Annotated in this window: 24 protein-coding genes and 1 riboswitch; of the genes, 4 read left to right on the plus strand and 20 right to left on the minus strand. The window is 45.4% G+C overall.

From position 1 onward, the window contains the following. Nucleotides 1–10 precede the first annotated feature (10 nt). The 20 genes from glpK to mscL all read right to left on the minus strand — a co-directional run bounded on the left by glpK (nucleotide 11) and on the right by mscL (nucleotide 18,899). Nucleotides 11–1,504 (minus strand): glycerol kinase GlpK, encoded by a 1,494-nt coding sequence (glpK, locus tag MHI32_RS21025; protein ID WP_076213562.1) that lies wholly within the window; start codon nucleotides 1,502–1,504, stop codon nucleotides 11–13. Nucleotides 1,505–1,622: 118 nt separating this feature from the next. Next, nucleotides 1,623–3,059 (minus strand): ATP-binding protein, encoded by a 1,437-nt coding sequence (locus tag MHI32_RS21030; protein ID WP_076127471.1) that lies wholly within the window; start codon nucleotides 3,057–3,059, stop codon nucleotides 1,623–1,625. Next, nucleotides 3,060–3,776, minus strand: a complete 717-nt coding sequence (locus MHI32_RS21035; protein WP_036676174.1) for a response regulator transcription factor — start codon at nucleotides 3,774–3,776, stop codon at nucleotides 3,060–3,062. Between the two features lie 76 nt (nucleotides 3,777–3,852). Next, nucleotides 3,853–5,115 (minus strand): cytochrome c biogenesis protein CcsA, encoded by a 1,263-nt coding sequence (ccsA, locus tag MHI32_RS21040; RefSeq protein ID WP_036676173.1) that lies wholly within the window; start codon nucleotides 5,113–5,115, stop codon nucleotides 3,853–3,855. Next, the gene (locus MHI32_RS21045) at nucleotides 5,112–6,797 is read right to left on the minus strand and encodes a cytochrome c biogenesis protein ResB (protein ID WP_076192222.1); all 1,686 of its coding nucleotides are present in this window, start codon (nucleotides 6,795–6,797) and stop codon (nucleotides 5,112–5,114) included. Before MHI32_RS21045 ends, ccsA begins: the two co-directional genes overlap by 4 nt. Then, on the minus strand, nucleotides 6,797–7,318 hold the full coding sequence (locus MHI32_RS21050) for a redoxin domain-containing protein (RefSeq protein ID WP_038572444.1): 522 nt from the start codon (nucleotides 7,316–7,318) through the stop codon (nucleotides 6,797–6,799). The genes MHI32_RS21045 and MHI32_RS21050 overlap by 1 nt, the downstream gene beginning before the upstream one ends. Before the next feature lie 120 nt (nucleotides 7,319–7,438). Next, nucleotides 7,439–8,197: a pseudouridine synthase gene (locus MHI32_RS21055; RefSeq protein ID WP_036676166.1), complete on the minus strand. Its 759-nt coding sequence runs from the start codon at nucleotides 8,195–8,197 to the stop codon at nucleotides 7,439–7,441. A 20-nt stretch (nucleotides 8,198–8,217) separates the two neighbouring features. After that, nucleotides 8,218–8,562, minus strand: a complete 345-nt coding sequence (locus MHI32_RS21060) for an N-acetylmuramoyl-L-alanine amidase (RefSeq protein ID WP_038572446.1) — start codon at nucleotides 8,560–8,562, stop codon at nucleotides 8,218–8,220. Nucleotides 8,563–8,622: 60 nt separating this feature from the next. Beyond that, complete coding sequence (locus MHI32_RS21065; RefSeq protein WP_036676158.1) at nucleotides 8,623–9,156, minus strand: spore maturation protein; 534 nt, start codon at nucleotides 9,154–9,156, stop codon at nucleotides 8,623–8,625. A 7-nt stretch (nucleotides 9,157–9,163) separates the two neighbouring features. Next, a complete protein-coding gene (locus MHI32_RS21070) occupies nucleotides 9,164–9,829 on the minus strand; it encodes a nucleoside recognition domain-containing protein (RefSeq protein ID WP_076127464.1) in 666 nt (221 codons plus the stop codon). Nucleotides 9,830–9,865: 36 nt separating this feature from the next. After that, nucleotides 9,866–11,065: a D-alanyl-D-alanine carboxypeptidase family protein gene (locus tag MHI32_RS21075; RefSeq protein ID WP_175618935.1), complete on the minus strand. Its 1,200-nt coding sequence runs from the start codon at nucleotides 11,063–11,065 to the stop codon at nucleotides 9,866–9,868. A 247-nt stretch (nucleotides 11,066–11,312) separates the two neighbouring features. Continuing rightward, nucleotides 11,313–11,801, minus strand: coding sequence for a GerW family sporulation protein (gene ytfJ / locus MHI32_RS21080; protein WP_076127461.1), 489 nt, complete (start codon nucleotides 11,799–11,801; stop codon nucleotides 11,313–11,315). 89 nt (nucleotides 11,802–11,890) lie between these two features. Next, nucleotides 11,891–12,598 carry a DUF2953 domain-containing protein gene (locus MHI32_RS21085; protein WP_076127459.1) on the minus strand — a complete coding sequence of 236 codons (708 nt, stop codon included), beginning with the start codon at nucleotides 12,596–12,598 and terminating at the stop codon, nucleotides 11,891–11,893. 180 nt (nucleotides 12,599–12,778) lie between these two features. After that, on the minus strand, nucleotides 12,779–13,381 hold the full coding sequence (gene scpB, locus MHI32_RS21090) for an SMC-Scp complex subunit ScpB (RefSeq protein ID WP_036676149.1): 603 nt from the start codon (nucleotides 13,379–13,381) through the stop codon (nucleotides 12,779–12,781). Further along, nucleotides 13,350–14,141, minus strand: a complete 792-nt coding sequence (locus tag MHI32_RS21095; protein ID WP_036676147.1) for a segregation/condensation protein A — start codon at nucleotides 14,139–14,141, stop codon at nucleotides 13,350–13,352. The genes scpB and MHI32_RS21095 overlap by 32 nt, the downstream gene beginning before the upstream one ends. Before the next feature lie 136 nt (nucleotides 14,142–14,277). Continuing rightward, complete coding sequence (ribE, locus tag MHI32_RS21100; protein ID WP_036676377.1) at nucleotides 14,278–14,745, minus strand: 6,7-dimethyl-8-ribityllumazine synthase; 468 nt, start codon at nucleotides 14,743–14,745, stop codon at nucleotides 14,278–14,280. A gap of 36 nt (nucleotides 14,746–14,781) precedes the next feature. After that, the gene (locus MHI32_RS21105) at nucleotides 14,782–16,035 is read right to left on the minus strand and encodes a bifunctional 3,4-dihydroxy-2-butanone-4-phosphate synthase/GTP cyclohydrolase II (RefSeq protein WP_076127453.1); all 1,254 of its coding nucleotides are present in this window, start codon (nucleotides 16,033–16,035) and stop codon (nucleotides 14,782–14,784) included. 62 nt (nucleotides 16,036–16,097) lie between these two features. Next, entirely contained in the window at nucleotides 16,098–16,766 is a 669-nt protein-coding gene (gene ribE, locus MHI32_RS21110) for a riboflavin synthase (RefSeq protein WP_076127451.1), read from the minus strand. A gap of 55 nt (nucleotides 16,767–16,821) precedes the next feature. Further along, nucleotides 16,822–17,922 (minus strand): bifunctional diaminohydroxyphosphoribosylaminopyrimidine deaminase/5-amino-6-(5-phosphoribosylamino)uracil reductase RibD, encoded by a 1,101-nt coding sequence (gene ribD / locus MHI32_RS21115; protein ID WP_340010758.1) that lies wholly within the window; start codon nucleotides 17,920–17,922, stop codon nucleotides 16,822–16,824. Between the two features lie 219 nt (nucleotides 17,923–18,141). Next, nucleotides 18,142–18,315, minus strand: a riboswitch (FMN riboswitch). Between the two features lie 188 nt (nucleotides 18,316–18,503). Continuing rightward, nucleotides 18,504–18,899: a large-conductance mechanosensitive channel protein MscL gene (mscL, locus tag MHI32_RS21120; protein WP_076127447.1), complete on the minus strand. Its 396-nt coding sequence runs from the start codon at nucleotides 18,897–18,899 to the stop codon at nucleotides 18,504–18,506. Nucleotides 18,900–19,317: 418 nt separating this feature from the next. Between mscL and MHI32_RS21125 the strand changes: the two genes are divergently transcribed. The 4 genes from MHI32_RS21125 (at nucleotide 19,318) to MHI32_RS21140 (ending at nucleotide 24,161) form a co-directional block, all read left to right on the plus strand. Further along, the gene (locus MHI32_RS21125) at nucleotides 19,318–20,031 is read left to right on the plus strand and encodes a response regulator transcription factor (RefSeq protein WP_076304025.1); all 714 of its coding nucleotides are present in this window, start codon (nucleotides 19,318–19,320) and stop codon (nucleotides 20,029–20,031) included. Next, nucleotides 20,028–21,131, plus strand: coding sequence for a HAMP domain-containing sensor histidine kinase (locus MHI32_RS21130; protein WP_076192231.1), 1,104 nt, complete (start codon nucleotides 20,028–20,030; stop codon nucleotides 21,129–21,131). The genes MHI32_RS21125 and MHI32_RS21130 overlap by 4 nt, the downstream gene beginning before the upstream one ends. Nucleotides 21,132–21,258: 127 nt before the next feature. Beyond that, the gene (locus MHI32_RS21135) at nucleotides 21,259–22,638 is read left to right on the plus strand and encodes an MBOAT family O-acyltransferase (protein ID WP_076302773.1); all 1,380 of its coding nucleotides are present in this window, start codon (nucleotides 21,259–21,261) and stop codon (nucleotides 22,636–22,638) included. A gap of 20 nt (nucleotides 22,639–22,658) precedes the next feature. Continuing rightward, nucleotides 22,659–24,161, plus strand: a complete 1,503-nt coding sequence (locus MHI32_RS21140) for a stalk domain-containing protein (RefSeq protein ID WP_340010761.1) — start codon at nucleotides 22,659–22,661, stop codon at nucleotides 24,159–24,161. Nucleotides 24,162–24,184: the final 23 nt, after the last annotated feature.

Here is a 24,184-nt window from a genome sequence, read left to right on the forward strand (position 1 = left end):
AGCTCCTTTATCACTGATATCCTTCATGCTTCTCCCAACCCATGGTACGCGCTACAGCGTCCTTCCAGGCGTTGTAACGACCTTCCCGCTCAGTTATACCCATCTCAGGCGAGAAGACCCTCTCAGCCTTGTTGAAGCTCTCTAGCTGGGCACGTGTCCAGACTCCGGACGTTAACCCGGCCAGAAGCGCCGCACCCAAAGCTGTTGTCTCCGCATAGGTTGTTCTAGTAACCTCACTGCCCAGGATATCAGACTGGAATTGCATCAGCAAATCGTTACGCACAGCTCCGCCATCCACACGAAGGCCGGTCAATGGCATGCCTGCGTCTTTTTCCATAGCTCCTATTACATCTCTAGATTGAAAGGCTAAGGACTCCAATGTAGCTCGTACCAGATGTCCTGAGGTAGTGCCTCTAGTAAGGCCAAATATGGCTCCACGGGCATACATATCCCAATAGGGTGCCCCCAGTCCGGTAAACGCAGGCACAACGATAACCCCTTCACTGTCCTCTACTTCCCGTGCTTTATCTTCTGAGCCTGCTGGCTCCTCTATAAGACCAAGCCCCTCCTGCAGCCACTGAACGGCCGCTCCGGCCACGAACACACTGCCCTCTAGGGCATAATAGAGTTCATCTCCCATACCCCAAGCTACAGTGGTCAACAAGCCATGGCTGGAGGCTACAGCTTCTGTGCCTGTGTTCATTAGAATAAAGCAGCCTGTACCATAGGTGTTTTTGGCACTGCCGGGTTCTAGACAAGTATGTCCAAACAATGCGGCCTGTTGATCTCCAAGTACAGAGCGAATTGGAATGTCCGCCCCGAACCACTGTTTGTCTGCTACTCCAAATTCGCCACCAGACATTCTTACTTCTGGCAGAATGGCACGCGGAATACGAAGCTCTTCCATTAGCTCTTCATCCCAGCACCGTTCATGAAGATTAAACAGCATCGTACGTGAGGCATTGGTAACATCAGTGACATGTACGGCTCCGCAAGTAAGTCTCCAAATTAACCAGCTGTCGATCGTCCCTGCTAGAAGTTCCCCACGATTCGCCCGTTCTCGGGCGCCATCCACATGATCCAGTATCCAGGAGATTTTGGTAGCTGAGAAATAAGCATCTACAACAAGGCCCGTCTTGCTCGCTATAACTTGCTCCAGCCCTTTACTTTTAAGTTCTTCACATTGCTCTGCAGTACGCCTGTCCTGCCACACAATCGCAGGGTATATCGGTTTGCCCGTTATTTTATCCCAGATTAAAGCTGTTTCTCTCTGATTGGTTATTCCGATGGCAGAGATCTCCTCAACTGCTATGCCACCCCGCGCAATCGCATCTCTTGCCGCTGCGAGCTGTGACGCCCAGATTTGCTCAGGGTCATGCTCTACCCAGCCTGGATGGGGGAAGGATTGTTTAACTTCATATTGACCTTGTGAGACCCATTTAGCCTCCGTATCGAACAATATGGCTCGTGAGCTGGTAGTACCTTGGTCTAAAGATAAAATCATTCTATGCCCTCCCAAGCAAAACCTACAAGATATGTTCCACGATGAACAAGATTAATGTGTTTGTTTCAACAAAAAGCACCTCTGCTGTCAGAGGCGCTATCACACATTGTGTTTGGAATTACTGTTTTTCGACAGGAAGTCTTAGCGTAAAGGTTGTACTTTCGCCTAGTTTGCTTGAAGCTGAGATGGTCCCGTGATGCGACTCTACAATATTTTTAACAATCGCAAGCCCAAGTCCCGTTCCACCTGATTCTCCCCGTACACGCGCCTTATCAGCTTTGTAGAAGCGGTCAAATATATACGGCAGATCCTCTGGTGGAATTCCAACCCCTTCATCCTGAATTTTAATCTCAAGATAACGACGGCCTTCTAATACACAAGTTCCTGTATGAACCGTGATTTTTTTGCCACCCTGTGTGTGGCGAAAAGCATTATCAAGTAAATTGGTTAAGACTTGTTCCAGCTTATCCTCATCCGCTGCCTTCAGAACAGCAATATCACTCTCTTGCTGTAAGTGAAGATGGATATCGCGCTCTTTCGCACGTACAGAAAATTTACGGTAGACTCGTTCCAGCAGTTCATTCATGTCCACCTGAGCTTTCATCATATCCGTATGTCCGGCTTCCATTCGGGCAAGATCAAGCAAATCCTTAACCAGACGCCCCATACGCAGTGATTCGTCATGAATGACCTGGATCAGCTCACTGCTTTCTTCGGGGGATGAAGCCATCCCGTCCAATAAAGCCTCACTGTACCCTTGCATCATCGACAATGGAGTACGGATTTCATGGGAGACATTAGCTACGAAGTCTCTGCGCATCTTTTCCAGACGCACCTCTTCCGTCACATCCCGCAGTACAGCAACTACTCCCCGAATGCTGCCTTCAGAATATAACGGTGCCATATGAACAGACCAGACGCCCTGCCGTACATGTACATTGGAGCGGTCATCGCCACCTTGCTTCAAGGTGCTTAAAAATAAAGGACGCAGGGGAGGTGGAACACTACTCTCAGCCGTTTCGGGATGAAGCTCAGCATCACTCGCATGTTCCCACTGCAAATCGCTCCAGCTCTCTAGCAGAGCTTGGCCGTGCGGATTGGTCAAAATAATCTGCCCTTCAATGTCAAAGGTGATCACAGCATCGCTCATACTGCGCAGTACGCTAGACAGATGCCCCTTCTCATGATGCAGACTGCGGATATTCTCTTCAAGCTCCTCAGCCATATGGTTAAAGGAAGTCGCCAACTGGCCAATTTCATCACTTGTGACAAGCGTAAGCCTTGTTCCGTATTCACCCCGTCGAATGTTATTCGCAGCTTCAATGACACGCTGCATCGGCTGAGTGATTTTGGTAAACAAAAACAACGCAAAAAATGTCGTCAAAGAAAATCCGATCATACAAGTATACATAAATAAACGTTTGATATCTCCGGAATTGGCAAAGTTACTGTCTATGTAGGGAAGCAAAAATAACCCCAAGGTAATAAGCACGACAGCGACCAGGCAGATGATCGTAACCCACAGTTTGCCGACAAGACTTCTCCAGAAGTTCACTTATTTAGGTACCTCTAGTTTGTAACCTACGCCCCATACGGTCGTAATCATCGCTGCAGATTCCGGTGATACTTTATTCAGTTTTTCACGAAGACGTTTTACGTGAGTATCTACAGTACGCAAATCTCCGAAAAATTCATAATTCCAGACATCCTTAAGCAGTTCTTCACGAGAAAATACTTTATCAGGCGAAATAGCCAAATAATGCAGAAGTTCATATTCTTTAGGTGTCAAACTTACTTCTTCACCACCAGCAGTCACACGGTGAGCATCATGTTCAATAATAAGATGAGTAAATACAATGTTATTGCTGGAATTGCTCTCCTTGGACAAGAAAGCAGTCGCCGAAGAACGGCGCATAATAGCCTTCACCCGGTAAATGACTTCACGTGGACTGAAGGGCTTCACAACGTAATCGTCTGCGCCCATCTCAAAGCCTTGAACACGGTTGATCTCTTCCCCTTTAGCTGTAAGCATTAAGACCGGTGTTGACTTCACTCCTCTGAGTCTTGTCAGCACTTCCATCCCATCGATGCCAGGCAGCATAACATCCAGCAAAATCAGACCGTAGTCATTTGCTGTTGCTTTACGAAGAGCGATTTCTCCGTCTTCCGCTTCATCGATTTCATAACCTTCTTTTTCAAGATACATCTTTAGCAGGCGGCGAATGCGTTCCTCATCATCCACTACCAGAATTCTGTTTAAATGATCTGCCATTTCACTACAACCCCTTCATCAATACAGTAGAACGTAACCTTTAAACCATTGTGCAACGTTAACAGGTAAACTATGCTCAGTCCGTCCCCGCGTAAGAATGAAGTCCGGCGATGACTAAATTAACGCCAACCAGAGTAAACATTACGACCAGGAAGCCAAGCACAGCCAGCCAGGCAGATTTTCTTCCTTGCCATCCACGAGCCAAACGTAAATGAAGATAAGCGCTATAGAAGAGCCAAGTGACAAGCGCCCAGACTTCCTTAGGGTCCCATCCCCAGAATCTTCCCCAAGCGATTTGCGCCCATATCATTGCAAAGATCAAAGCGCCTAATGTGAAAATAGGAAAGCCAATGGCTATCGCCCTATACGTAATCTCATCTAGATCGCCCTCATCAATTCCGTCCATCACTGGGTGTAAAGCAGTGCCCAGCGGTTTACGTACGATCAAGCGAAGAACTCCGTAGAGGATTAATCCGGAAAGGAGTGACCAAATTACAGTATTAAACTTCCGTCCAGCATTTACACCATTCATCCAAGATGGTGCCTCAAAGAGTGGTTCTTTTATGCCAAGAAACGACTGGAAGCTCTCAATTTCGCTATTGTGAGGTGCCACAATCGGCGGCATTCGATAACTCACTTTCTCTATTGTACTATTTTCCTGCCCGGGGCTGTCAATCGTAACGTTCGGACGGACAAAAACAGTTTCATAGCCTGCTCCGCGGAATGCAAAAACAGAACCCAGAAACCCAATTATAACAATGATTGAAAAGAGAGTAAATTCGACCAGCCTCTGTTGCTTGCGATCCGCCTTCTCTTTACTGGAAAAATTGACTGTTCGCAGCAGATACATCAGTCCCGCCGCAAACCCTACTGCGAAGAAGGATTCACCTAGTGCAGCCAGTGTTACGTGAATCTTTAAGTAGTTCGATTGAAGAGATGGAATCAGCGGCTGTACTTCCTGTGGAAATACTGCGGCATAAGCCATCACAATAATACTGATTGGAACTGCAAAAAGACCCAAGATTACCTTACGATAAATAGCGTACATCACAGTAAAGGCAACCATCACCATCATCGATAAAAAAGTCATGAACTCATACATGTTGCTGACCGGAATATGCCCTGAGCCCGCCCAGCGTGTAAAGAAATAAATAAGATGAAAGATAAGACCTATTGAAGAGAAAATAAAAGCAATTTTGCCCCAACGTGCGGTATGTTCCTCCGGCTTGCGGCCTGACCACTTGCGACCCATGATGGCGATAGTGAATAACATAAACGAACCGCTGTATAATAAAAATGCGGCAATAAAGACAGCGCTGCTGATGTCGAGCAAGCTCATGAAAGGCCTCCTCCATTATCTAATGATTTTTCATCGACTACCAGATCTACTTTTTCTAAAATAGAAACGATCTCACGGCGGAACCCGAACCAGTTCTTGTTCGTATGTCCTCCGAGGATAAGCTCCCCGTTAGCAACGGTAAGCCAGATACGTCTATGCTGCCAGTAGAAGCCAAGCACTAAACCCAGCATCACGATTGCTGCACCTAGCCATACAAACGGCATTGCACGATCAATACGTATATTCAAGTAAGTAGTCGATTCCGAAAAATCAACGTCGCTCATGTTGTCCACTTCAAGCTCAAGAAATCTATTGCTCCCGCCAAGCTTATCGTTAATGGCAGCCTGTTGAAACTGCGCCTTATCCACCTGTTTAGGAAAATAGAAATACTGCTGCCCTTCCACCGGGAGATCCGGACCTTGTATCAGGAACAAAAAAGCAGGTGCATTCGGATAAGGTGATTTGGAAATCGGCTGACCCTCCTCATTTAGACCAAAATCCATATACTTTTCTTTCAAAGTTAAAGTATAAGGACCCGCCTGAATTGCCCGCTGAGGGTTCTTCATGTCCAGCTTAAATTTGCCGTACGCCTCGCCAGTGGTGGAATTCTTAAGCTCAGGCTGTACCGAACGCAGCACAGGGGTCAGATCATAATCAAACTGATACGCTTTCAATCCTTTATAATCCAAAGGTGAATTTACTTGGATATCATGTTTCGTCACCTCGGATAGCTGCGGTTCCTTCGAAGGGTCTCCACAATCCGCGGTGCATTCATAAAGCACAGCTTGGGTCTGGAATAGCTTTGGAAGTATTTTTTTGCCGCGAAATTCCTCAGGCATCTCTTCCTCCGTATAAAACTCCACGGTAAATTTCTCATTTTTCAAATAATAGGTGGTGTCCGGAATCTGTGTGATCTCCCCTTGCGGGAAAGCAAGATGCTGATCCATGTTCAGTCCCGGCAATCCTCTTGCTAATACAGCAAGTAAAAAAATAATTAAGCCAATATGTATTACATAAGGTCCCCAGCGGCTGAAGCGATGTTTCTCTGCCAGCAGAGCCCCTCCATCCGTCTTCACGCGATAGCCCTTTTTACGCATAGGCTGAATTACCCGGGCTACCCAAGCTTCTGGTTCCTCTTGTACTTCAGTCACTAACACAGCTTTTTGCCGAGTTAAGAACTGACGATGTTTCCGAATCTTCTGTCTGGTTAAAGCCTTATAGAGCGGAAGTACTCGATCCAAGCTACAGATCACAAGTGAAGCGCCGATCATTACGAGTAGAGTTACAAACCACCAGGATTCGTATGTATGTGAAAGTCCAAGTTTGTGATAAATATATCCGGCTGTTCCGTACTCTTGCTTGTAATAAACTGAGGCATCAATATTAAGAAAAGTACTCTCCTGCGGGAAAATCGTCCCCAGCATAGAGCCTATAAGTGTCAACACGATCAGATAGATCGCTATTTTGACGGAAGAGAAAAAGTTCCACACCCGATCAATAATCCCCGGGTTAACGCGCTGAGATCGGCGAGCTACGCCATCGTAACGCATTTCCAAATTCTCGCCCCAGTCTGATTCCTTCCCCAACGGCTTCCCGCATGCTTCGCATAAAACAGTACCTACAGGGTTCTGGTGACCACATTCACATTTGGTATTGGTTATAAATGCCTCGCGTTCACTCATCAATCCACCAGCTTCCCAATTTGATCATCAAGTGAATTCAAATCAAGCTGGCCGATATGAATGTTGTCAATTTTACCCTTGGAATTAATGAATAAGGTAGTTGGCAGCGGAGAAATACCATAACTTCGTACAGCATCACGTCCAGTGTCCATCAAAATCGGAAAATCGATGTTTACCTGCTTCACAAAATTCTCGACAGTCATCCGGTCTTCGCCCACATTAATGCCTAAGACCACTACGTCTTTGTCCTTCCATTTCTCCCATTGCGCTTGGAGAGCCGGCATTTCTTTGACACAAGGTGCACACCAAGAGCCCCAGAAATTAAGCACAATAGTCTTGCCCTTATATTCGTCTAGGGTATGAGCCAGACCGTCAAGCCCAAGCAAATCAAAGGAAGGTGCTTTGCTCCCTTCCTCTGGTTTGCCGCTTCCCCCAAATACAGAGGAACCGATGGCATAACCGCCCACTATAACAATTAGAAACAGAATTACGATTTGAATTGGTTTTCTTGCTTTACCCACACGTAAAGCCCCCTTCTGTGACGCAACTCATACTTATGTTGTAAGGTGTGAACATCCTATGAACATTATAGCGAATTTCGTCACAGCTTTAGGGGGTTTAATTGTGAATATTCTGTGTCTTTATGACTCTTTACGTGGAGTTCTTTCTTTAAGCAATCCTGCTTTGGCAATTTGCTGCAGATGGTTAATTTCATCCTTGGTCAAATGACGGTAAGAGCCACGTTTGAGATTTTGCAGCATAATATCCCCGAATGAAATCCGTTTCAGACGGAGTACGGGGTGTGAAATCGCATCAAACATGCGTCGTACCTGACGGTTACGTCCCTCGTGAATCGTGATGCTGATAACCGCTTCCTTATTTGCCTCATCAATATCCTTGTACTCTACTTCCGCAGGCGCTGTCATGCCATCTTCCAGCTTGATGCCAGCTTTCAGCTTGTCCAATGCAGTGCCATGCGGTATACCCTTGACCGTAGCATGATACGTCTTAGGTACATGATGCTTCGGATGAGTCAGCAAGTTAGCAAAGTCCCCATCATTCGTCAGCAGCAGCAAACCTTCCGTATCGTAATCGAGCCGGCCTACAGGGTAAACCCGTTCAGTAATTCCTTTTAGGTAGTCCGTTACAACCTTACGACCCTTTGGATCGGAAGCGCTTGTGATTACTCCCTTAGGTTTGTTGAACATAATATAGATTTTGTTCTCGCCCCGGATCAGTCTACCGGAAACTTTAATAATATCTGTTGCGGGGTCCACCTTCGTGCCAAGCGTAGTTACGAGTTCCCCGTTGACTTCCACTTTACCGGCCAAAATCATTTCTTCACACTTGCGTCTGGACGCCACACCGGCCTGCGCCAAAATTTTCTGTAATCTTTCCATATTCGACTAGTCACCTCAGATCAATGATAACCATCAGAGGGATAAATCACAAGTTCATTCCAAGGAAAAAATGCTCCTGGGCAGGAATTATTGTGGGGTTCGATGATTAAAGGGGAGATTTGGTAGCGTTCTACTAATTCTAAAACAAGTTTAGCCGTTGCAAAAAGCTGCTCCTGCCTTCCGGATATTGGAGGATCGCCCACTTCCTTACCAAAATCACCTTCCAAACAAATATGAATATACTCCGGATCTGTCAGTAGCGGTGCTGCATAAATCGCGCCATCCACTCCTACCCAGAAGTCAAAACCTTTACCGTTAATGGATGTGCAGCTAGAATGATGCAGAATAAAGCCTTTATAGTTCATTGCGGAATGCCCCCCTCCACATTGCTGCAATAGCATATGTTCAGGGGGGCAATGGGGTGACTATCCAAATAATAGCAAACACACAGCGATCGCGGCGACAAAGCCGACAACATCGGAGAACAGGCCAACCTTAAGCGCATAACGGCCATTCCGTACGCCTACAGCCCCAAAGTAAACGGTCAAAACATAAAGCGTAGTATCTGTGCTCCCCTGTATGGTGGAAGCAATCATACCAATTAAAGAATCCGGACCATGCACACGGATTAGATCCGTAGTGTAAGCAAGCGACCCAGTCCCCGTAAGCGGCCGCAAAAGACCAAGCGGCAATACTTCTGCCGGAACACCAAGCCCCCGCAGGGCTGGGGATATGAAGCCCATAAAAAAGTCCAGCGCACCGGAAGCGCGAAAAACGCTGATCGCAACCAGCATCCCCACAAGATGGGGAATAATCGCAATGGCCGTGCCAAACCCATCTTTCGCACCTTCAACAAAGGATTCGTAGACTGGCACTTTGCGCGTAAAAGCATAGAGCGGGATGAACGTGATCATGACCGGAATCGCCCATGCCGATATGAGACTGATAAACTGGTACAAATCACGTTCACCCTTTCAATGAGGAATTAGGGAGTGTTGTCTTCGCCAAAGGAGGAACCCCGGACTTTGCTGAAGGGGGCTTCGGCGGTTTGCGCAATAAAGTCAACCTTCGGAAAAACCGGTCTGCCGCAATCGCTGCAAGTGTAGCCACGGCCGTTGCTGCAAGTGTTGTACCTACTATGCCTGCGGGATCGGCTGAACCATAGTTTAACCGGATGGCAATCAGTGTGGCCGGGATAAGCGTAATGCTTGCTGTGTTAAGCGCTAGAAGAGTACACATGGCTGGTGTCGCGGTCTCTTTATCAGGGTTGAGCTTTTGCAGCTCCTGCATCGCCTTGATGCCCATTGGCGTTGCGGCATTGCCTAGTCCGAGCAGATTAGCACTCATATTGGAGAGAATATATCCTATGGCAGGATGCCCTTTCGGCACATCAGGGAATAAAAAAGCTACGACAGGGCCAAGCACCTTGGCAATCTTTTTAAGCAAACCTGCATCTTCTGCTATCTTCATAATCCCAAGCCAGAACACAAGCACACTGATTAAGCCAAAACTTACCGTTACCCCACTCTTGGCTCCGTCGAATACGGCGGCTGTAAACTCATCCATTCTGCCGTTAACGGCGGCGAACAGAAAACCGATGATGATCATTCCTAGCCAAATCCCGTTAATCATGGATACGCCTCCTTCTTCATTCATCAGCCCATTTTCTTATTTCGAACTCGCTCCCATTTCAAATAGAGCCTTCAGTGCACTGCCCAGCGCCTGGAACCAATTATTTGCCGGGTAAGCCTGTGCTAGTGTTGGACTGTACTTTTTCATATAAGCAGATTGCTCAGGAGGCAGGTTCTCAGGAGTATACACCGGCACGCGACCTATTTCTTTTCCGCCCAGCTCCAGCACAAGCGCTCCTTGCAATCCAAAATTCGCTCGTGTAGCTTCGGCTGAAGCACTTTCCTTCTGATTTAAAACAAGTTTCGTGATCACTCTATTTTGTTCACCTTGTCCAAGTGGATAAGCAAAGGTTTTGGAGGTTACAAAGTTATAGCCCGTCACGGCATCACCACGTTCGATCAGTGTTTTGAGCGGATAGTGATTAAACCCGAAGTTTAGCAGGGAAGCATGATCATTCCAGTCATCGCCGTCATTTATAGTAACTGCGACAAGCTGCTGGCCGTTTCTGGTGGCAGAGCTGACAAGGCAGCGCAGTGCTTTTTTTGTATAACCTGTCTTTACACCGTCCGCTCCCTCGTATAAATACAGCATCTTATTTTTGTTTCTCCATTTGTAATCCCATTTCTCATTTGGATTGTCTGCAGTTTTCTCCTGCGTCTTCACAATTTCTTTAAATACAGGATTATGAAGAGCATAAGCGGTCAGAACAGCCAAGTCGTTAGCACTAGAATAATGCCCTTCAGCGTCAAGACCATGGGGATTAGCAAAATGAGTATGGGTTAGCCCTAGCTCCTCAGCCTTAGCGTTCATAAGGTATACAAAACCTTCCTCAGAACCACCGATATGCTCAGCGATCGCCGTTGCTGCATCATTCCCTGAGCGCAGCATCAGGCCATACAGCATATTTTCCAGCGTCATCTCTTCTCCCTGCTGCAAGTAAATAGAAGAGCCTTCTTTCGCATAGGCATTTTTTCCTACTTTGACTTTAGAGGCTAAATCACCATTCTCAATGGCGACGAGGGCGGTCATAATTTTGGTCAAGCTGGCAATAAGCATAGGCTCATCCCCACGGCTGCTGTACAAAATACGCCCAGATTCCACATCAATCAGTGCCGCTGCTCTTGCATGTGTAGAGATAGAGCTGTTCTCGGCCTGAATTGAAGATAGCGGCGCCAGAAGCAGCAGCGAAAGGCACAATATTAAGGCGAATGGCCATTTACGGGTTATTGTCTTCATGTTCATCCTCCGGCTTCTTATCGGATCTTAAGTAAAAGTGTTTATGTTGTACAAGTGTATGCGGACCAGCCTTAGGGTATGTCCACTCCTTAGGATGTTCCACACAAAATATCCCCACAACGTGAGGCTTTGCTTCGATACATTCTCAGGTAATTTGGGGATCAAAATATACTTTCTGGCACGTCAAAAAAGGGACACCGCCTGTGTATGGCGATATCCCCGAGGCTATTTGTAGAATTATGTGTACCTAATGAGTTGAAGATTGAGATGTACTTGGATCGGTTTTAACAGGTGCTGCTGCCGGTGTGGCAGGTGTTGGCGGCGTTTGAGCTGCAGCATTGCCGGTTTGGAACATCGTTTGAATTTTGTCGATGAGCCCTGGTGTTGCATCGATGATTTTTTCGAATAGGTGCGTTTGATTGTCCAGAGGGACAATATTCACTCCATCCTTACCTACCACTAAAAAAGCGATCGGTCGAATGGAGACGCCTCCCCCGCTACCTCCACCAAATGGAAGCATTTTGACTCCACCTTGGGAGCTTGAACCACTTATAGAATCTTCTACTCGATAATCACTACCACCAGCAGCAAATCCAAAGGCAACTTTACTGATAGGCAGGATAATGCTGCCGTCAGGGGTTTGTACTGGATCACCGACAATGGTATTCACATCTACCATACCCTTGATATTTTCCATCGCTGTTTGCATTAGGCCTTGAATAGGATGGTCGCTCATATTGTTTCCTCCTTTAATTGAGTACGATTTCTCTTTCTTCTACAGCGTATATCATCCCCACATCCGCCCATTTGTATGTAACTTTCATTTTAAACTTTCCCGTGTGGCTCCTGACGCATCTGTTTCAGCAGATTTCTCCAATGGCCGATCCCGCCTTTTTCACGCAAGACACGCCGAGATAGTCGCATTAAGGCATACAAAGTATAGCCGACTGACATTTTCCCCTTACAGACAAACTCCATTGCAAAACAAAGCTCATCTTCAAAAACAGGCTTAACAAAAATTCGAGGATGCTGCTGCAATTTTACCCACTGCGAAATAAAACCAACAATACTCCACTTCAGGCCCCAAACCGCTCCCGATGCGGTCGCAGTGTCTGCTGCATCACCAAGAGAGAAATCGGTGGACCAATCGAGCTTTGATATTTTGACATGAGCTACAGTCTCTTTTAACCATTCCTTCAAGCCGCGTGTAGATTTCACAGCTTGGTTAACATTGGCGCGCCAGTGCATTACTCTTTCTTTATCAAATATCTCTTCTTTTACGGTATCTACACCTGTCGTCGCAGTCCCTGTCTCTTTAAACTTTCCCCACACACCCTGCTCCAATCCCTTAAAGACCAATTGGGGAAGTTCATAGTGAAGCTTTATCAAACCAAAAAGAGAGGTAACATCTAATTCGAGCAGGTCATTTTTTCCATGTTTATAACACCGTATGCGGAAATCGATAGATGAAGACAGGACCAGGATCAGTGCCAGTACAAGCAAAACAAGGGGAATTGCAAGCCATAACGTCACGTATTTACCTCCAAGAAACCTTAATAATGGGAACCTTTGGTTTAGTATGGCAATTTAAGCTGGAAAAAATTCGGGGTTTGCATAAAAAATATGAGCTTAAATAAAATAGGGACTGTCCCAAACCACATAAATGGTTTAAGGGCAGTCCCTTCAATACAATTATTAGCGTTCTCGTACGAACTAAGGCAGCTCGACATCCTCAAAAGTCATTTGAGTATCCAGCTTATTGAACAATAGCTGTGTCTCTTCTTCCAAATTATCCGTGGACTCAAAATTTGTCGGTTCCGGCAGATCCTTTAGACTGGCAAGACCAAAGCTCTCCAAGAAGGATTTAGTCGTCCCGTACAAAATTGGCCGGCCTACCGCTTCCGCACGACCAACCTCATGAATCAAATCCTTGTTATTCAGCGTATGAATTGCGCGTTCCGACTTCACACCCCGGATCTCTTCAATCTCCACCCGCGTAATCGGTTGGCGATAAGCCACGATTGCGAGAGTCTCTAAGGCAGCCTGAGACAAGGTTGATCTGGATGGTGAATAGGCCAGACGCTCAAAATAGTGGGCATGATCAGGCAATGTAGCCAGCCGATAGTTCCCGGCAATTTGCACTACCTGTAAGCCCCGCTCCTGTGCTACATAATCTTCTTTCAGTTCCTCTAAGGCTCCGGCCGCAAGCTCTGGGCGCTGTTCCGTAATTTCAGCCACTTGGCGTACAGAGATTCCTTCATCCCCTGATAGAAACAGCAGACCCTCAATAATCGATTTCAGCGTTTTGTAATCCATTGAAGTGTTCTCCTCCTCTCCACTCCATTACGATGTCATCAAACAATTTCTCTTGGTAGCAAAAAATCGCCTTCATTTTCATCAGTTCCAGAATCGCAAGAAAAGTAACTACGATTTCGTGCCGTGCCATTTCATCGTGAAGCAGTGCCGAGAAATGCAGCTTACCGCCTGTTCCTCTGCGCTGCAGCGCATCTGATACATCACGTATACGATCTTTTACCGATATTTCATCCCGGGTGATCCGCTGGTAAGAAGACCTTCTGGCAGCCTTACTTAGCGCTTTACGAAAAGCGGCTATTAAGTCTGAGGTATGTAGTCCTTTTAGCGTTTGATCAATCTCTTCTGGCACGAATGGACCCAAATCCTCAGGCTCCTTCGTAAAAATCAAGCTCCGCTCGCTCTCCATATCCATTAAATGTACAGCAATACTCTTGAACTTACGATACTCAATCAGTCGCTGAACAAGTTCAGCTCGTGGATCAAATTCATCCTCTTCGTAATATTCAAAATCATCGATCTCAATGACCGGTGGTTTGGGCAGCAATAGCTTGCTCTTTATAGATAAAAGGGTAGCGGCCATCACGAGAAATTCACTCGTAATATCCAATTCAAGCTCCTGCATGCTACGCAGGTATTCCATATACTGTTCGGTGATCTCGGCGACCGGAATGTCCTGGATGTCGATTTCCGCCTTATCAATTAAATGCAAGAGCAGATCCAGCGGACCTTCAAACGTCTCCAGCTTGTACAATACAGTCACGAAGCATCCTCCCGCCAAAAAAAGTAAAGTGCAGCGCCCGTCTGGACGCTACACAAGTAGAAAGGGCTCTTATAATCCATGCTTTCTTCTTATACTATAAATAAGCACGAATTCGACTGATTCGTCAATAGCTGACTTACTTAAACAGTTTGTTAAGATTCGCCATTTCAATCGCAGCAGTCGCAGCATCCCAGCCTTTATTGCCTGCTTTGGTTCCTGAACGCTCGATGGCCTGTTCAATATTTTCAGTAGTGACTACGCCAAAAATGGTCGGCACGCCGGTCTTAAGATTGATAGCGGCTACTCCTTTGGCAACTTCATTACATACATAATCATAGTGTGTAGTGGAACCACGGATAACCGTTCCTAAGGTGATTACAGCGTCGTATTTGCCGCTTTCAGCCATTTTTTGCGCGATCAACGGAATTTCAAATACCCCTGGAACCCAAGCAACATCCACTTCATCATCACCAACACCATGGCGTTTAAAGGCATCAAGTGCACCTGACAAAAGTTTGCTGGTAATAAATTCATTAAAACGTCCTACAACAACTCCGTATTTTAACCCCTCAGAAACTAAGTGACCTTCTAAATATTTCGGCATATCCATCATCTACCCTTCGTTTTTTATAATGTATGGTTAAGCTTTCGAATCCTCATTTTGTTCAATATCGTCAAAAGACAGCATATGTCCAAGCTTCGCTTGCTTCGTGTGGAGATAATTAGTGTTGTCCTTGTTCTCCGGCATTTGTATCGGCACGCGCTCAACGACTTCCAACCCATAACCCTCCAGCCCTTTGATCTTACGCGGGTTGTTCGTGAGCAGACGGATTTGGCGCACACCCAGATCCTTCAGAATCTGTGCTCCAATTCCATAGTCACGCAGATCTGCTGGAAAACCAAGCTTTAGATTCGCATCTACAGTGTCAAGACCTTCCTCTTGCAGCTTGTAAGCCCGAAGCTTATTGATAAGGCCAATACCTCTGCCTTCTTGGCGCATATAGAGTAACACGCCCCTACCGGCAGTTTCGATCTGCCGCAGTGCAGCTTCAAATTGCGGGCCGCAATCACAGCGATGGGAGTGGAATACATCACCAGTCAGGCATTCGGAATGTACACGTACAAGCACTGGCTCATCGCCGGAAATATCGCCTTTTACCAAAGCTACATGCTCTTTATCATCCACTTCATTTGTATAAGCAATGGTCTGGAAATCTCCAAAATCGGTAGGAAGTCGTACAGACACTTCGCGTGTGACGAGTTGTTCTTTTTCGTTGCGATAATGAATAAGATCCTTGATACTGATCAGCTTAAGATCATGCTTGCGGGCAATTTCGATTAGATCAGGTAAGCGGGCCATTGAGCCATCTTCCTTGATAATCTCGCAAATGACACTGGCTGGATAAGCGCCACACATCCGCGCTAGATCAACAGCAGCCTCCGTATGTCCGGAGCGGCGCAGAACGCCACCTTTTTTCGCAATCAGCGGGAACATATGCCCCGGTCTGCGGAAATCAGCAGGTTTCGCTTTTGGATCGATCATGGCTTTAACGGTCAAAGATCTTTCCCCCGCAGAGATCCCAGTGGTTGTATCTTTATGGTCAACAGATACGGTAAAAGCCGTACCGTGATTATCGGTATTGTGGGTTACCATGGCTTGCAGTTCAAGTTCTGCCGCACGCTCCTGGGTAATAGGCATACAAACCAATCCACGTCCCTCAGTAATCATAAAATTGATGACCTCTGGTGTCGCACGTTCAGCAAGGGCTATAAAATCCCCTTCATTCTCACGATCTTCATCATCCACTACAATGATGACTTTACCGCGCATTAAGTCATATATTGCTTCTTCAATCGGATCCAAGACACTTTCCTTTTTCGATTGCTCGCTCATGATCCTATCCTCCTAAAAGCTTTACGAAAGATTATTCCCTTCTTCGTAAGCAAACTCTTTATTTAAACAAACCCGTTCGCCGCCAAAAAATCATGACTAATCCCGGAGCGGCTCTCGCCTTCCTCATCTTGGGCGGCTGAGCCATAATGCAATAAATGATCTACATATTTGCCAAGTACGTCACACTCGATATTCACACTATCCCCGGCCCGTTTGTGCGTCAGAACTGTTTCCCCTAACGTATGCGGAATAATGGACACTGCAAGCGATGTGGCTGTAGTCTTCACTACAGTTAAACTAATGCCGTCGATCGTGATCGATCCCTTGGGGATAATATATTTAAATAGTGATTTACGATCCGGTGCAATCTCGAATACAACAGCATTCTGATCACGTTTTACACTCTTAATAATGGCAGTGCCATCAACATGTCCTTGGACAATATGCCCTCCAAAACGCCCGCCGGCTGCCATCGCTCGTTCCAGATTCATCCGGCTGCCGGGCTTCAGTTCCTTCAGGTTGCTATTCCGGTAGGTCTGCGGCATTACATCCACTGTAAAGGAATGATCGCCCAAAGTTGTCGCCGTGAGGCAAACCCCATTGACGGACACACTGTCACCGATTTTTAGATCATCCATGATGACCGAAGCGGCAATATTCAGCACCATCATTTCCCCACCGGCGGAGACACTGCGCAAAACACCAACCTCTTCAATTAATCCGGTGAACATGATATCCCTCCTAAAAAGCATTACTTCCTCAAATTCACTTCTTGCATAGCTTTTGTTAGCGTACCGGAGTGCCGCTGATACATACATTATCTCCTAGCACTTTTACTTCCAATCCTTCAAGTGAGATCGCATCCTTCATCAGCTCTACACCCGGAAATACGAAAGTCCCTTTCGCTTCTGCACCACCGCCGACAATTTTTGGAGCGAAGAAAAGAATCACACGATCCACTAGCCCGCTCTCCAGCATCGCACCATTCAGCGTCCCCCCGCCTTCCAGTAAAATAGAGCCAATTTCCATTTCGCCAAGGGATATCATGGCCGCCTTCAGATCCACTCTTGGACCTGCTCCGCACACAACGATTTGAACGCCTACTTCCAGCAGTGCAGCCTTCTTAGCAGGATCTGCAGCATCGGTTGTTACAATAAGTGTAGGCGCTAGACCATCACATACAACTGCCGAATCCAGAGGAATACGTAGCCCGGAATCAATGATGATCCGCGTCGGGTTAATGCCAGGCACTTCTGTTCTTGTTGTCAGAGAGGGATTATCAGCAATCACTGTATTCACACCGACCATGATGCCCTGATGCCGATGCCGCAGCGTATGTACGATCTCCCGCGCTTCCCCATTCGAAATCCATTTACTGTCACCAGATTTGGTAGCTAGATTGCCATCAAGTGTACTTGCACTCTTCAGCGTAATAAAAGGTTGTTTTGTCAAAATATATTTGATAAAACGCTCATTCAATCGAAGCGCGCGATCACGCAACAAACCGACTTCGACCTCAATCCCTTGGTCACGCAGCATTTGGATTCCTCTTCCTGCCACCTGGGGGTTGGGGTCTTCACAAGCAACTACAACCCTAGCTACCCCTTCATCGATCAGCCTTTGGCTGCAAGGTGGAGTTTTTCCATAATGGCTGCACGGTTCTAGTGTGACATATGCCGTACTACCCTGTGCCTGCCCAGCTGCCATATTCAAGGCGTGCACCTCGGCATGCCCCGTACCTCGCTGTAAATGAGTTCCGAGTCCAATCATTGCTCCATTCTTCACCACAACGCAGCCAACAACAGGGTTAATTCCCGTCTGTCCTTGGGCACGTTCGGCCATGTCCAGTGCTAGCGACATATAAAACTCATCATTCATGTTGTCCATCTCTTCCTCCTATCCACTGCTGTCAATTCTTAAGCTAAAAAAAACAGAAAAACCCATCTCATTCTCCAGGAGGAGTTCAAGATGGGTTATGCGAGAGTTCATCGGCAGTCCAAATAAAAGTGTGCTTAAATAGCCGTCAATCGACGGGTATTGTGAAATATCGCACATGATTATATGAAAATACTGCGGTCCGCCAGTCCATTGCAGACAAGCGGTTAACCTCTCCTTCTTCCATCCAGACTATACTGTCGGTCCCGGAATTTCACCAGGTCCACCGTTCGCGTCAACAACGCGAGCCGGGTAGCGGACTAAGCACTGTAGATAAACTGAATAAGTTATTTCTACAACAGCATCACCGCCGGTAGGGAATTACACCCTGCCCTGAAGGATTGATCCTTTATTTAATTGAGATTCAAGTTTTCCTTACTAACAAAATTATCACTTACACCAGCGAAATGCAAGTGCGTTTATTATATTTACTTAAAATTTGTAACTAGATTATAGATTGTACTGAGTTTATAAAAGGAAACCAAGAAGCGCCAGGACAAGGACTCCTGGCGCTTCTTGGTTATATTTCAGGATTACAAACCACGTTCTTGTTGTTTCAAAAGATCACGAATTTCCGTAAGCAGCACGATATCCTCTGCAGGTGCTGGAGTCTCTACCACTTCAACTTTAACGGCTTCTTTGCGCTGAAATTTATTGGCGAGCTTGATCACCAGAAAGATGGAGAACGAAATAATAAAGAAATCCACAACCGATTGTAAAAATAGTCCGTAAGGTATTTTCAGGTCCGTAGTGACTTCAAGCACCCGGTCCTTTAAATCTATACCACCCGTAAGCAAACCTGCAATTGGCATAATAATGTCATTTACTAATGAAGTTACAATCTTTCCGAATGCAGCTCCAATAATGACCGCAACCGCTAAATCAAGAACATTTCCTTTTAAGGCAAAAGCTTTAAATTCTTTCCACATATACCAAATAACCCCCAACATATATAATTTGAAATTATTATAGCATAGTAGCTTCCTATTTCTTAAGACTTGTTAAGAAACTATTAAGTTTCCCTTTACTTTTATCTGCCACCGCTGTTAAGAAGTTTCCTGTTAAATAAAGTTTAAGAATTATTTCTTACATGATAGAGCCATGGCTGAAAATGTATTATCTACAAATCAACACATGGATTGAGGTACAGCGATCAGAGCAAACTAAAAGGAAAAACCAAACTGGCATAATGCTGTGGGGGATTTGGTCTTTTATTCCACTAATTTATTAGCTGCTATACAGTACCTTTGCCTTCACTGGTCTTCAAATGAGGCTTCCAAACAAGAAAATGTTGTATACTTCTTATAGCAAGAATTGCGCTTTACAAGCAAGAAAGGACGCTGAGAAATGCACAACGCAACGCTGCTATTGGTGGACGACGAAGCCGAGATTATTAAACTAATGCAGATCTATCTGGAGAACGAGGGTTACCGGCTGTTAACTGCCAAAGACGGGCTGGAAGCACTCGAAATTATCAATAGAGAGATTATAGACCTCATGGTTCTTGATATCATGATGCCTAATATGGACGGCATTGAGGCTTGTATTAAAATTCGTGAAACGCAAAAATTTCCGATCATCATGTTATCTGCTAAAGGGCAGGAACTTGATAAAATCACCGGACTAAGCGTAGGTGCAGATGATTATGTTACGAAACCTTTTAGTCCGCTGGAGTTAGTTGCCCGTGTTAAATCCCAGCTGCGCAGAACTCGAAATTACATGGCAGATCTAAACGCCGCCAAACAGGATGAAATCATCATTGATGGTCTGGTTATTAATTCGGTTACGCATGAAGTAAGTGTGGATGATCAGCCCGTTAAGCTTACCCCGCGAGAATTTGCGATTCTAGAGCTGCTCGCCCGTAATAAGGGACAAGTCCTAAGCATGGAGCAGATCTACGCCAAAGTATGGAAAGAACAATTTCTGGAAAGCAACAATACACTTATGGTGCATATTCGTAAAATCAGAGAAAAAATAGAAGAAAATCCGCGTAAACCACAATACTTAAAAACGGTATGGGGCGTTGGCTACAAACTGGAAAAAGGAGGTCCTTCTAGTTGAACTTTAAACGATTCGATACCCTATCCTGGAAAATAGTTGGCTTCAGCTTAACGAGCCTAGCACTCACCGCTTTAATCTTAATGGGCGGCTATTATGGCACTTCACTATTGCTGTGGTTAAATCCTTCACGCTCCTTTTGGGGAGTCAGACTCATTCTCTGGGTGATCAATACCATTGGATCAACGCCAGTTGTGATTCTTATAGGGATTCCTTTATTTATTTTTTTCATCCTAAAGCTGTCCAGAAATACAACTAAGAATCTTCATAACATTACGAGCGGAGTTCAGGCCATTGCGGATGGCAATTTATCTTTCACGGTGCCGGTAACAGGTACGGATGAACTCGGAAAGCTCGCTGAAAATATGAACACTATGGCTGGCAAGCTAAAATCTGCTATAGAGGAAGAACGAGCCGCTGCAAAAGCCAAAAACGACCTAATCACAGGTGTGTCCCATGACCTCCGAACCCCACTAACCTCTGTTCTCGGATTCCTTGAATATGTGGAGAAGGATCGTTATAAAAACGAGGTTGAGCTGCGTTATTATGTGAATATTGCCTATGAGAAATCTTTGACTCTTAAAAAGCTAATCGACGATTTATTTGAATACACTCGCGTCAGCAGCAGCGGATTACCGCTAAATATTGAGCCTGTAGATCTCGGCAAGCTGCTCGAACAGCTGATTGAAGAATTTGCACCCGTACTGGAACAAGCAGATATGACCTACCGCATTCATACGGATACAGCTCCTCTGATTATCAACGGAGATGCGGACGAGCTGGTGCGATTGTATGAGAACCTATTTACCAATGCCGTAAGATACGGAAAGGAAGGAAAAATTCTAGACATTTCTGTTGTTAGAAAAGACGATAGAATAGTTGCTCTATGTACGAATTACGGTACTCCTATCCCTGCATCCGACCTCCCCCACTTATTTAAACGCTTTTATCGTGTCGATAAATCCCGCTCCCGAGAGACAGGCGGAAGTGGCTTAGGGCTCGCCATAGCCAAGAGTATTGCAGAGCTTCACGGCGGAACCATTACAGCCAAAAGCACACGCAAACAAACTGAATTTGAAACCTCTTTCCCTGTGAGCGAATGATGCTTGCGGGGATTTTTTGTACAATCTCAACCATTAAGAAAATGATAAGAATTCATAACATAAAGCCTTAAGATCTCTGGCTTATAGTGATTTCATACCAAATCTGCTATAAGTGAGGATTGTTGTTATGCTATTTAATTCGTATCCCTTTATGTTTGGTTTTCTGCCTATCGTGCTGGCCGGATATTTTATTCTGAATCGTCTTCGTCTCACACTCTGTGCTAAGGTATGGCTTACCCTCGCCTCTTTAGTTTTTTACGGGTATTGGAACATAAAATATGTCCCTCTAATCTTGTTATCCATCTTATTTAACTATGTTATGGGCCATTTCATTCATTCCACAACAGCTAAGCTTCGCCGGCCGCTGCTAATCTTTAGCTTAAGCACAAATATTCTATTACTCAGCTATTACAAATACACGGATTTTTTTATAGAAAATTGGAATGAGGTAACCGCAAGCAACCTTTCTCTGCACCATCTTATATTGCCTTTAGGCATAAGTTTCTTTACCTTTACACAAATCGCCTACCTCGTTGATGTTTACCGGAACCAAGCGCGTGAGTACAATCTTTTGAATTACACGCTATTTGTGACTTTTTTCCCGCATCTGATCTCCGGTCCCATCCTTCATCACAAGGATATGATGCCCCAATTCGATAAACTGCGAAATAAGGTTTGGAATTGGAACAACATACGGAAGGGGACCCTCTTCTTCAGCATCGGATTAGGAAAAAAAGTCATCCTAGCGGATACCCTAGCTGGTTATGCTGATAACGGTTTTGCAGCTGCAACATATTTTGTAGATTCATGGGTGGCTATCCTTTCCTATACCTTACAAATCTACTATGATTTCAGCGGCTATACCGATATGGCGATTGGAATAGCACTGCTGTTCAACATCCATCTGCCGCAAAATTTCAATGAACCCTACCGAGCCGTAAGCATCCGCGATTTCTGGAGACGCTGGCATATTACGCTCAGCCATTTTCTTAGAGATTATATCTACATTCCACTTGGCGGCAACCGGAAAAGCTTCTGGATTTCGATCCGAAATGTCATTATTACTTTTCTGCTCGGTGGTTTCTGGCACGGTGCAGGTTGGCTATTCATCCTGTGGGGGCTCTTGCATGGAGTAGGACAAGCTGTAGAGAAATGTTGGGGACGCTGGGGTTTCTCCCTTCCCAAATGGTTATCATGGTTGCTGACTTTCATATTTGTGAACATCACTTGGGTATTTTTCCGTGCAGAACATATATCGCAGGCATTTCGTTTGTTGAAAGGGATGAGTGGGCTTAACGGGGTATCTTTGCAATCTATTGGATCGCTTAAATGGGCAATCATCCTGATTCTCATCTTAATGACGATCATTCTCTGGAATCCCCTTCATCTGTTGAACAAACGTAATTTTCAGTATAGCTGGAAAACAGCATTTGTGATGGCATTTATCATTATGTTCTCGCTGTTATTCTTCAACCGAATTACAACCTTTTTATACTTTAACTTCTAGAACTGTAAGGAGGAATGATGATGCTTGCATCACGGCTTCAAAATAATAACAACCCACGTAAATCCCCCGGGATTCATACTAAATCGAAACGTTTCATAGGTTATTTCCTGCTTTGTTTCAGCTTGTTAGCGCTTCTAACGGCGCTGATTACTGCTTTTATCGACCCATTACAATTCTATCACCGTCCATCGTGGTATACCCCACTCTTGTCAGAAGAAGAACGTTATCAGAATCCGGGTTTAGCTAAAAATTACGACTACGACAACATTATCATCGGCACGTCTATGACAGAGAACTTTCTTCCCTCTCAAGTAGATGCCAGCTTAGGTGGGACAACCTTAAAGTTATCTATGGAAGGATCCACAGTCGATGAGCATTATAAAATTGCCAAACTTGCCTTGGAGACAGGCAAAGTAAAACAAGTGCTCTGGGGTTTGGATTATTTCTCTTTGAAACTCGCCACAGCCGAAGATGAGGAAGATTTCCCTGACTATCTGTATGACGGCAAACTATGGACCGACTACAAATACTGGTTCAATTCATCTGTATTTAAACAATTAATAAGCAGCATCAAAAATAACCTGAGTGGTGAAGCTAAACAAGATTTGGAATATTTATACAACTGGAATAACAAAGTAGTGTTTGGCAAGCAATACGTTGCAGAATCTTACCTAATGGCTTGTGACAAGGAGCTGGATTACGGTACTAACGAGGAAAGCATTGAGCAAATAAAGGGCTATTTTAATACGTATATCCGTCCTCTGCTGGAGGAATATCCCGATGTCCAGTTTTATTTCTACTACCCACCCTACAGCGTTATGCGTCAGGTCGCTTGGTTCGCCAGTAATCCCGTTCGCTTTAACAATCAGCTTGTCATGCGGCAATGGATATTCGAGCAATTTGAACAGTTTCCAAATGTGAAGCTATACGATTTCCAAGCCGAAGCGGATTGGACATTCAACCTAGACCTCTATAAGGATTTAAGCCATCATAATGGTGAGGTTAACACGTGGATAGCAGAAGCTATCGGACAGGACAATTCCAAATATCGGGTAACTTCCAGCAACATAAAGGCGCTTAATAGCTCGCTGGAATCACAGGCGGAAAGCGCCGTTATGGATAATAACGGAAAAGTTTATCGCAGCAGTGTACAAGTAAATGGATTACCACTAGCACTTAACATCCGTTTAGTGCAAGGAAATAAAGAATTATGGCTGCCCGCCAAAGATATCGGGACAGCCCTGGGTGCATCCATAACGTGGGATGCGGCCACTAAAACTGTATCGCTTACTTCCGCCGAGAACACCGTTACTATGACAGTGGGCAGTGTCAAAGCACTCGTGAACGGGAAAGCTCTCACCATTGATGCTGCGCCGCTACTGGCAGGAGGAAAAGTTTTAGTCCCGCTAGCCTTTGTTGCCGAACAGCTCGGCTGGAATGTCTCAAGTGAAAAGGAAGGCGAATGGCTGCGCTATAACCTAAGCACCTCAGATAACGCCGGTACACTTAAGAATCAGCCATAAAATTTTCAAAAAAAAAGCACAAA

Origin of the sequence: Paenibacillus sp. FSL H7-0690 (genome assembly GCF_037980415.1) — a bacterium.
Classification (GTDB): domain Bacteria; phylum Bacillota; class Bacilli; order Paenibacillales; family Paenibacillaceae; genus Paenibacillus_AQ; species Paenibacillus_AQ odorifer.

What these genes read in the sequence shown, in the direction of transcription:
- ribE (WP_036676377.1), bottom strand. Translation starts at nt 14,745, where the DNA reads ATGCCGAAATATTTAGAAGGTCACTTAGTTTCTGAGGGGTTAAAATAC.
- ytfJ (WP_076127461.1), bottom strand. Translation starts at nt 11,801, where the DNA reads ATGAGCGACCATCCTATTCAAGGCCTAATGCAAACAGCGATGGAAAAT.
- scpB (WP_036676149.1), bottom strand. Translation starts at nt 13,381, where the DNA reads ATGGATTACAAAACGCTGAAATCGATTATTGAGGGTCTGCTGTTTCTA.
- glpK (WP_076213562.1), bottom strand. Translation starts at nt 1,504, where the DNA reads ATGATTTTATCTTTAGACCAAGGTACTACCAGCTCACGAGCCATATTG.
- MHI32_RS21060 (WP_038572446.1), bottom strand. Translation starts at nt 8,562, where the DNA reads ATGAACTATAAAGGCTTTATTCTGCATCATTCTAGCTGCACATCCATT.
- ribD (WP_340010758.1), bottom strand. Translation starts at nt 17,922, where the DNA reads ATGGACAACATGAATGATGAGTTTTATATGTCGCTAGCACTGGACATG.
- MHI32_RS21140 (WP_340010761.1), top strand. Translation starts at nt 22,659, where the DNA reads ATGCTTGCATCACGGCTTCAAAATAATAACAACCCACGTAAATCCCCC.
- MHI32_RS21125 (WP_076304025.1), top strand. Translation starts at nt 19,318, where the DNA reads ATGCACAACGCAACGCTGCTATTGGTGGACGACGAAGCCGAGATTATT.
- MHI32_RS21055 (WP_036676166.1), bottom strand. Translation starts at nt 8,197, where the DNA reads ATGGAAAGATTACAGAAAATTTTGGCGCAGGCCGGTGTGGCGTCCAGA.
- MHI32_RS21045 (WP_076192222.1), bottom strand. Translation starts at nt 6,797, where the DNA reads ATGAGTGAACGCGAGGCATTTATAACCAATACCAAATGTGAATGTGGT.
- MHI32_RS21105 (WP_076127453.1), bottom strand. Translation starts at nt 16,035, where the DNA reads ATGAGCGAGCAATCGAAAAAGGAAAGTGTCTTGGATCCGATTGAAGAA.
- MHI32_RS21035 (WP_036676174.1), bottom strand. Translation starts at nt 3,776, where the DNA reads ATGGCAGATCATTTAAACAGAATTCTGGTAGTGGATGATGAGGAACGC.
- MHI32_RS21070 (WP_076127464.1), bottom strand. Translation starts at nt 9,829, where the DNA reads ATGATTAACGGGATTTGGCTAGGAATGATCATCATCGGTTTTCTGTTC.
- ccsA (WP_036676173.1), bottom strand. Translation starts at nt 5,115, where the DNA reads ATGAGCTTGCTCGACATCAGCAGCGCTGTCTTTATTGCCGCATTTTTA.
- MHI32_RS21135 (WP_076302773.1), top strand. Translation starts at nt 21,259, where the DNA reads ATGCTATTTAATTCGTATCCCTTTATGTTTGGTTTTCTGCCTATCGTG.
- mscL (WP_076127447.1), bottom strand. Translation starts at nt 18,899, where the DNA reads ATGTGGAAAGAATTTAAAGCTTTTGCCTTAAAAGGAAATGTTCTTGAT.
- ribE (WP_076127451.1), bottom strand. Translation starts at nt 16,766, where the DNA reads ATGTTCACCGGATTAATTGAAGAGGTTGGTGTTTTGCGCAGTGTCTCC.
- MHI32_RS21075 (WP_175618935.1), bottom strand. Translation starts at nt 11,065, where the DNA reads ATGAAGACAATAACCCGTAAATGGCCATTCGCCTTAATATTGTGCCTT.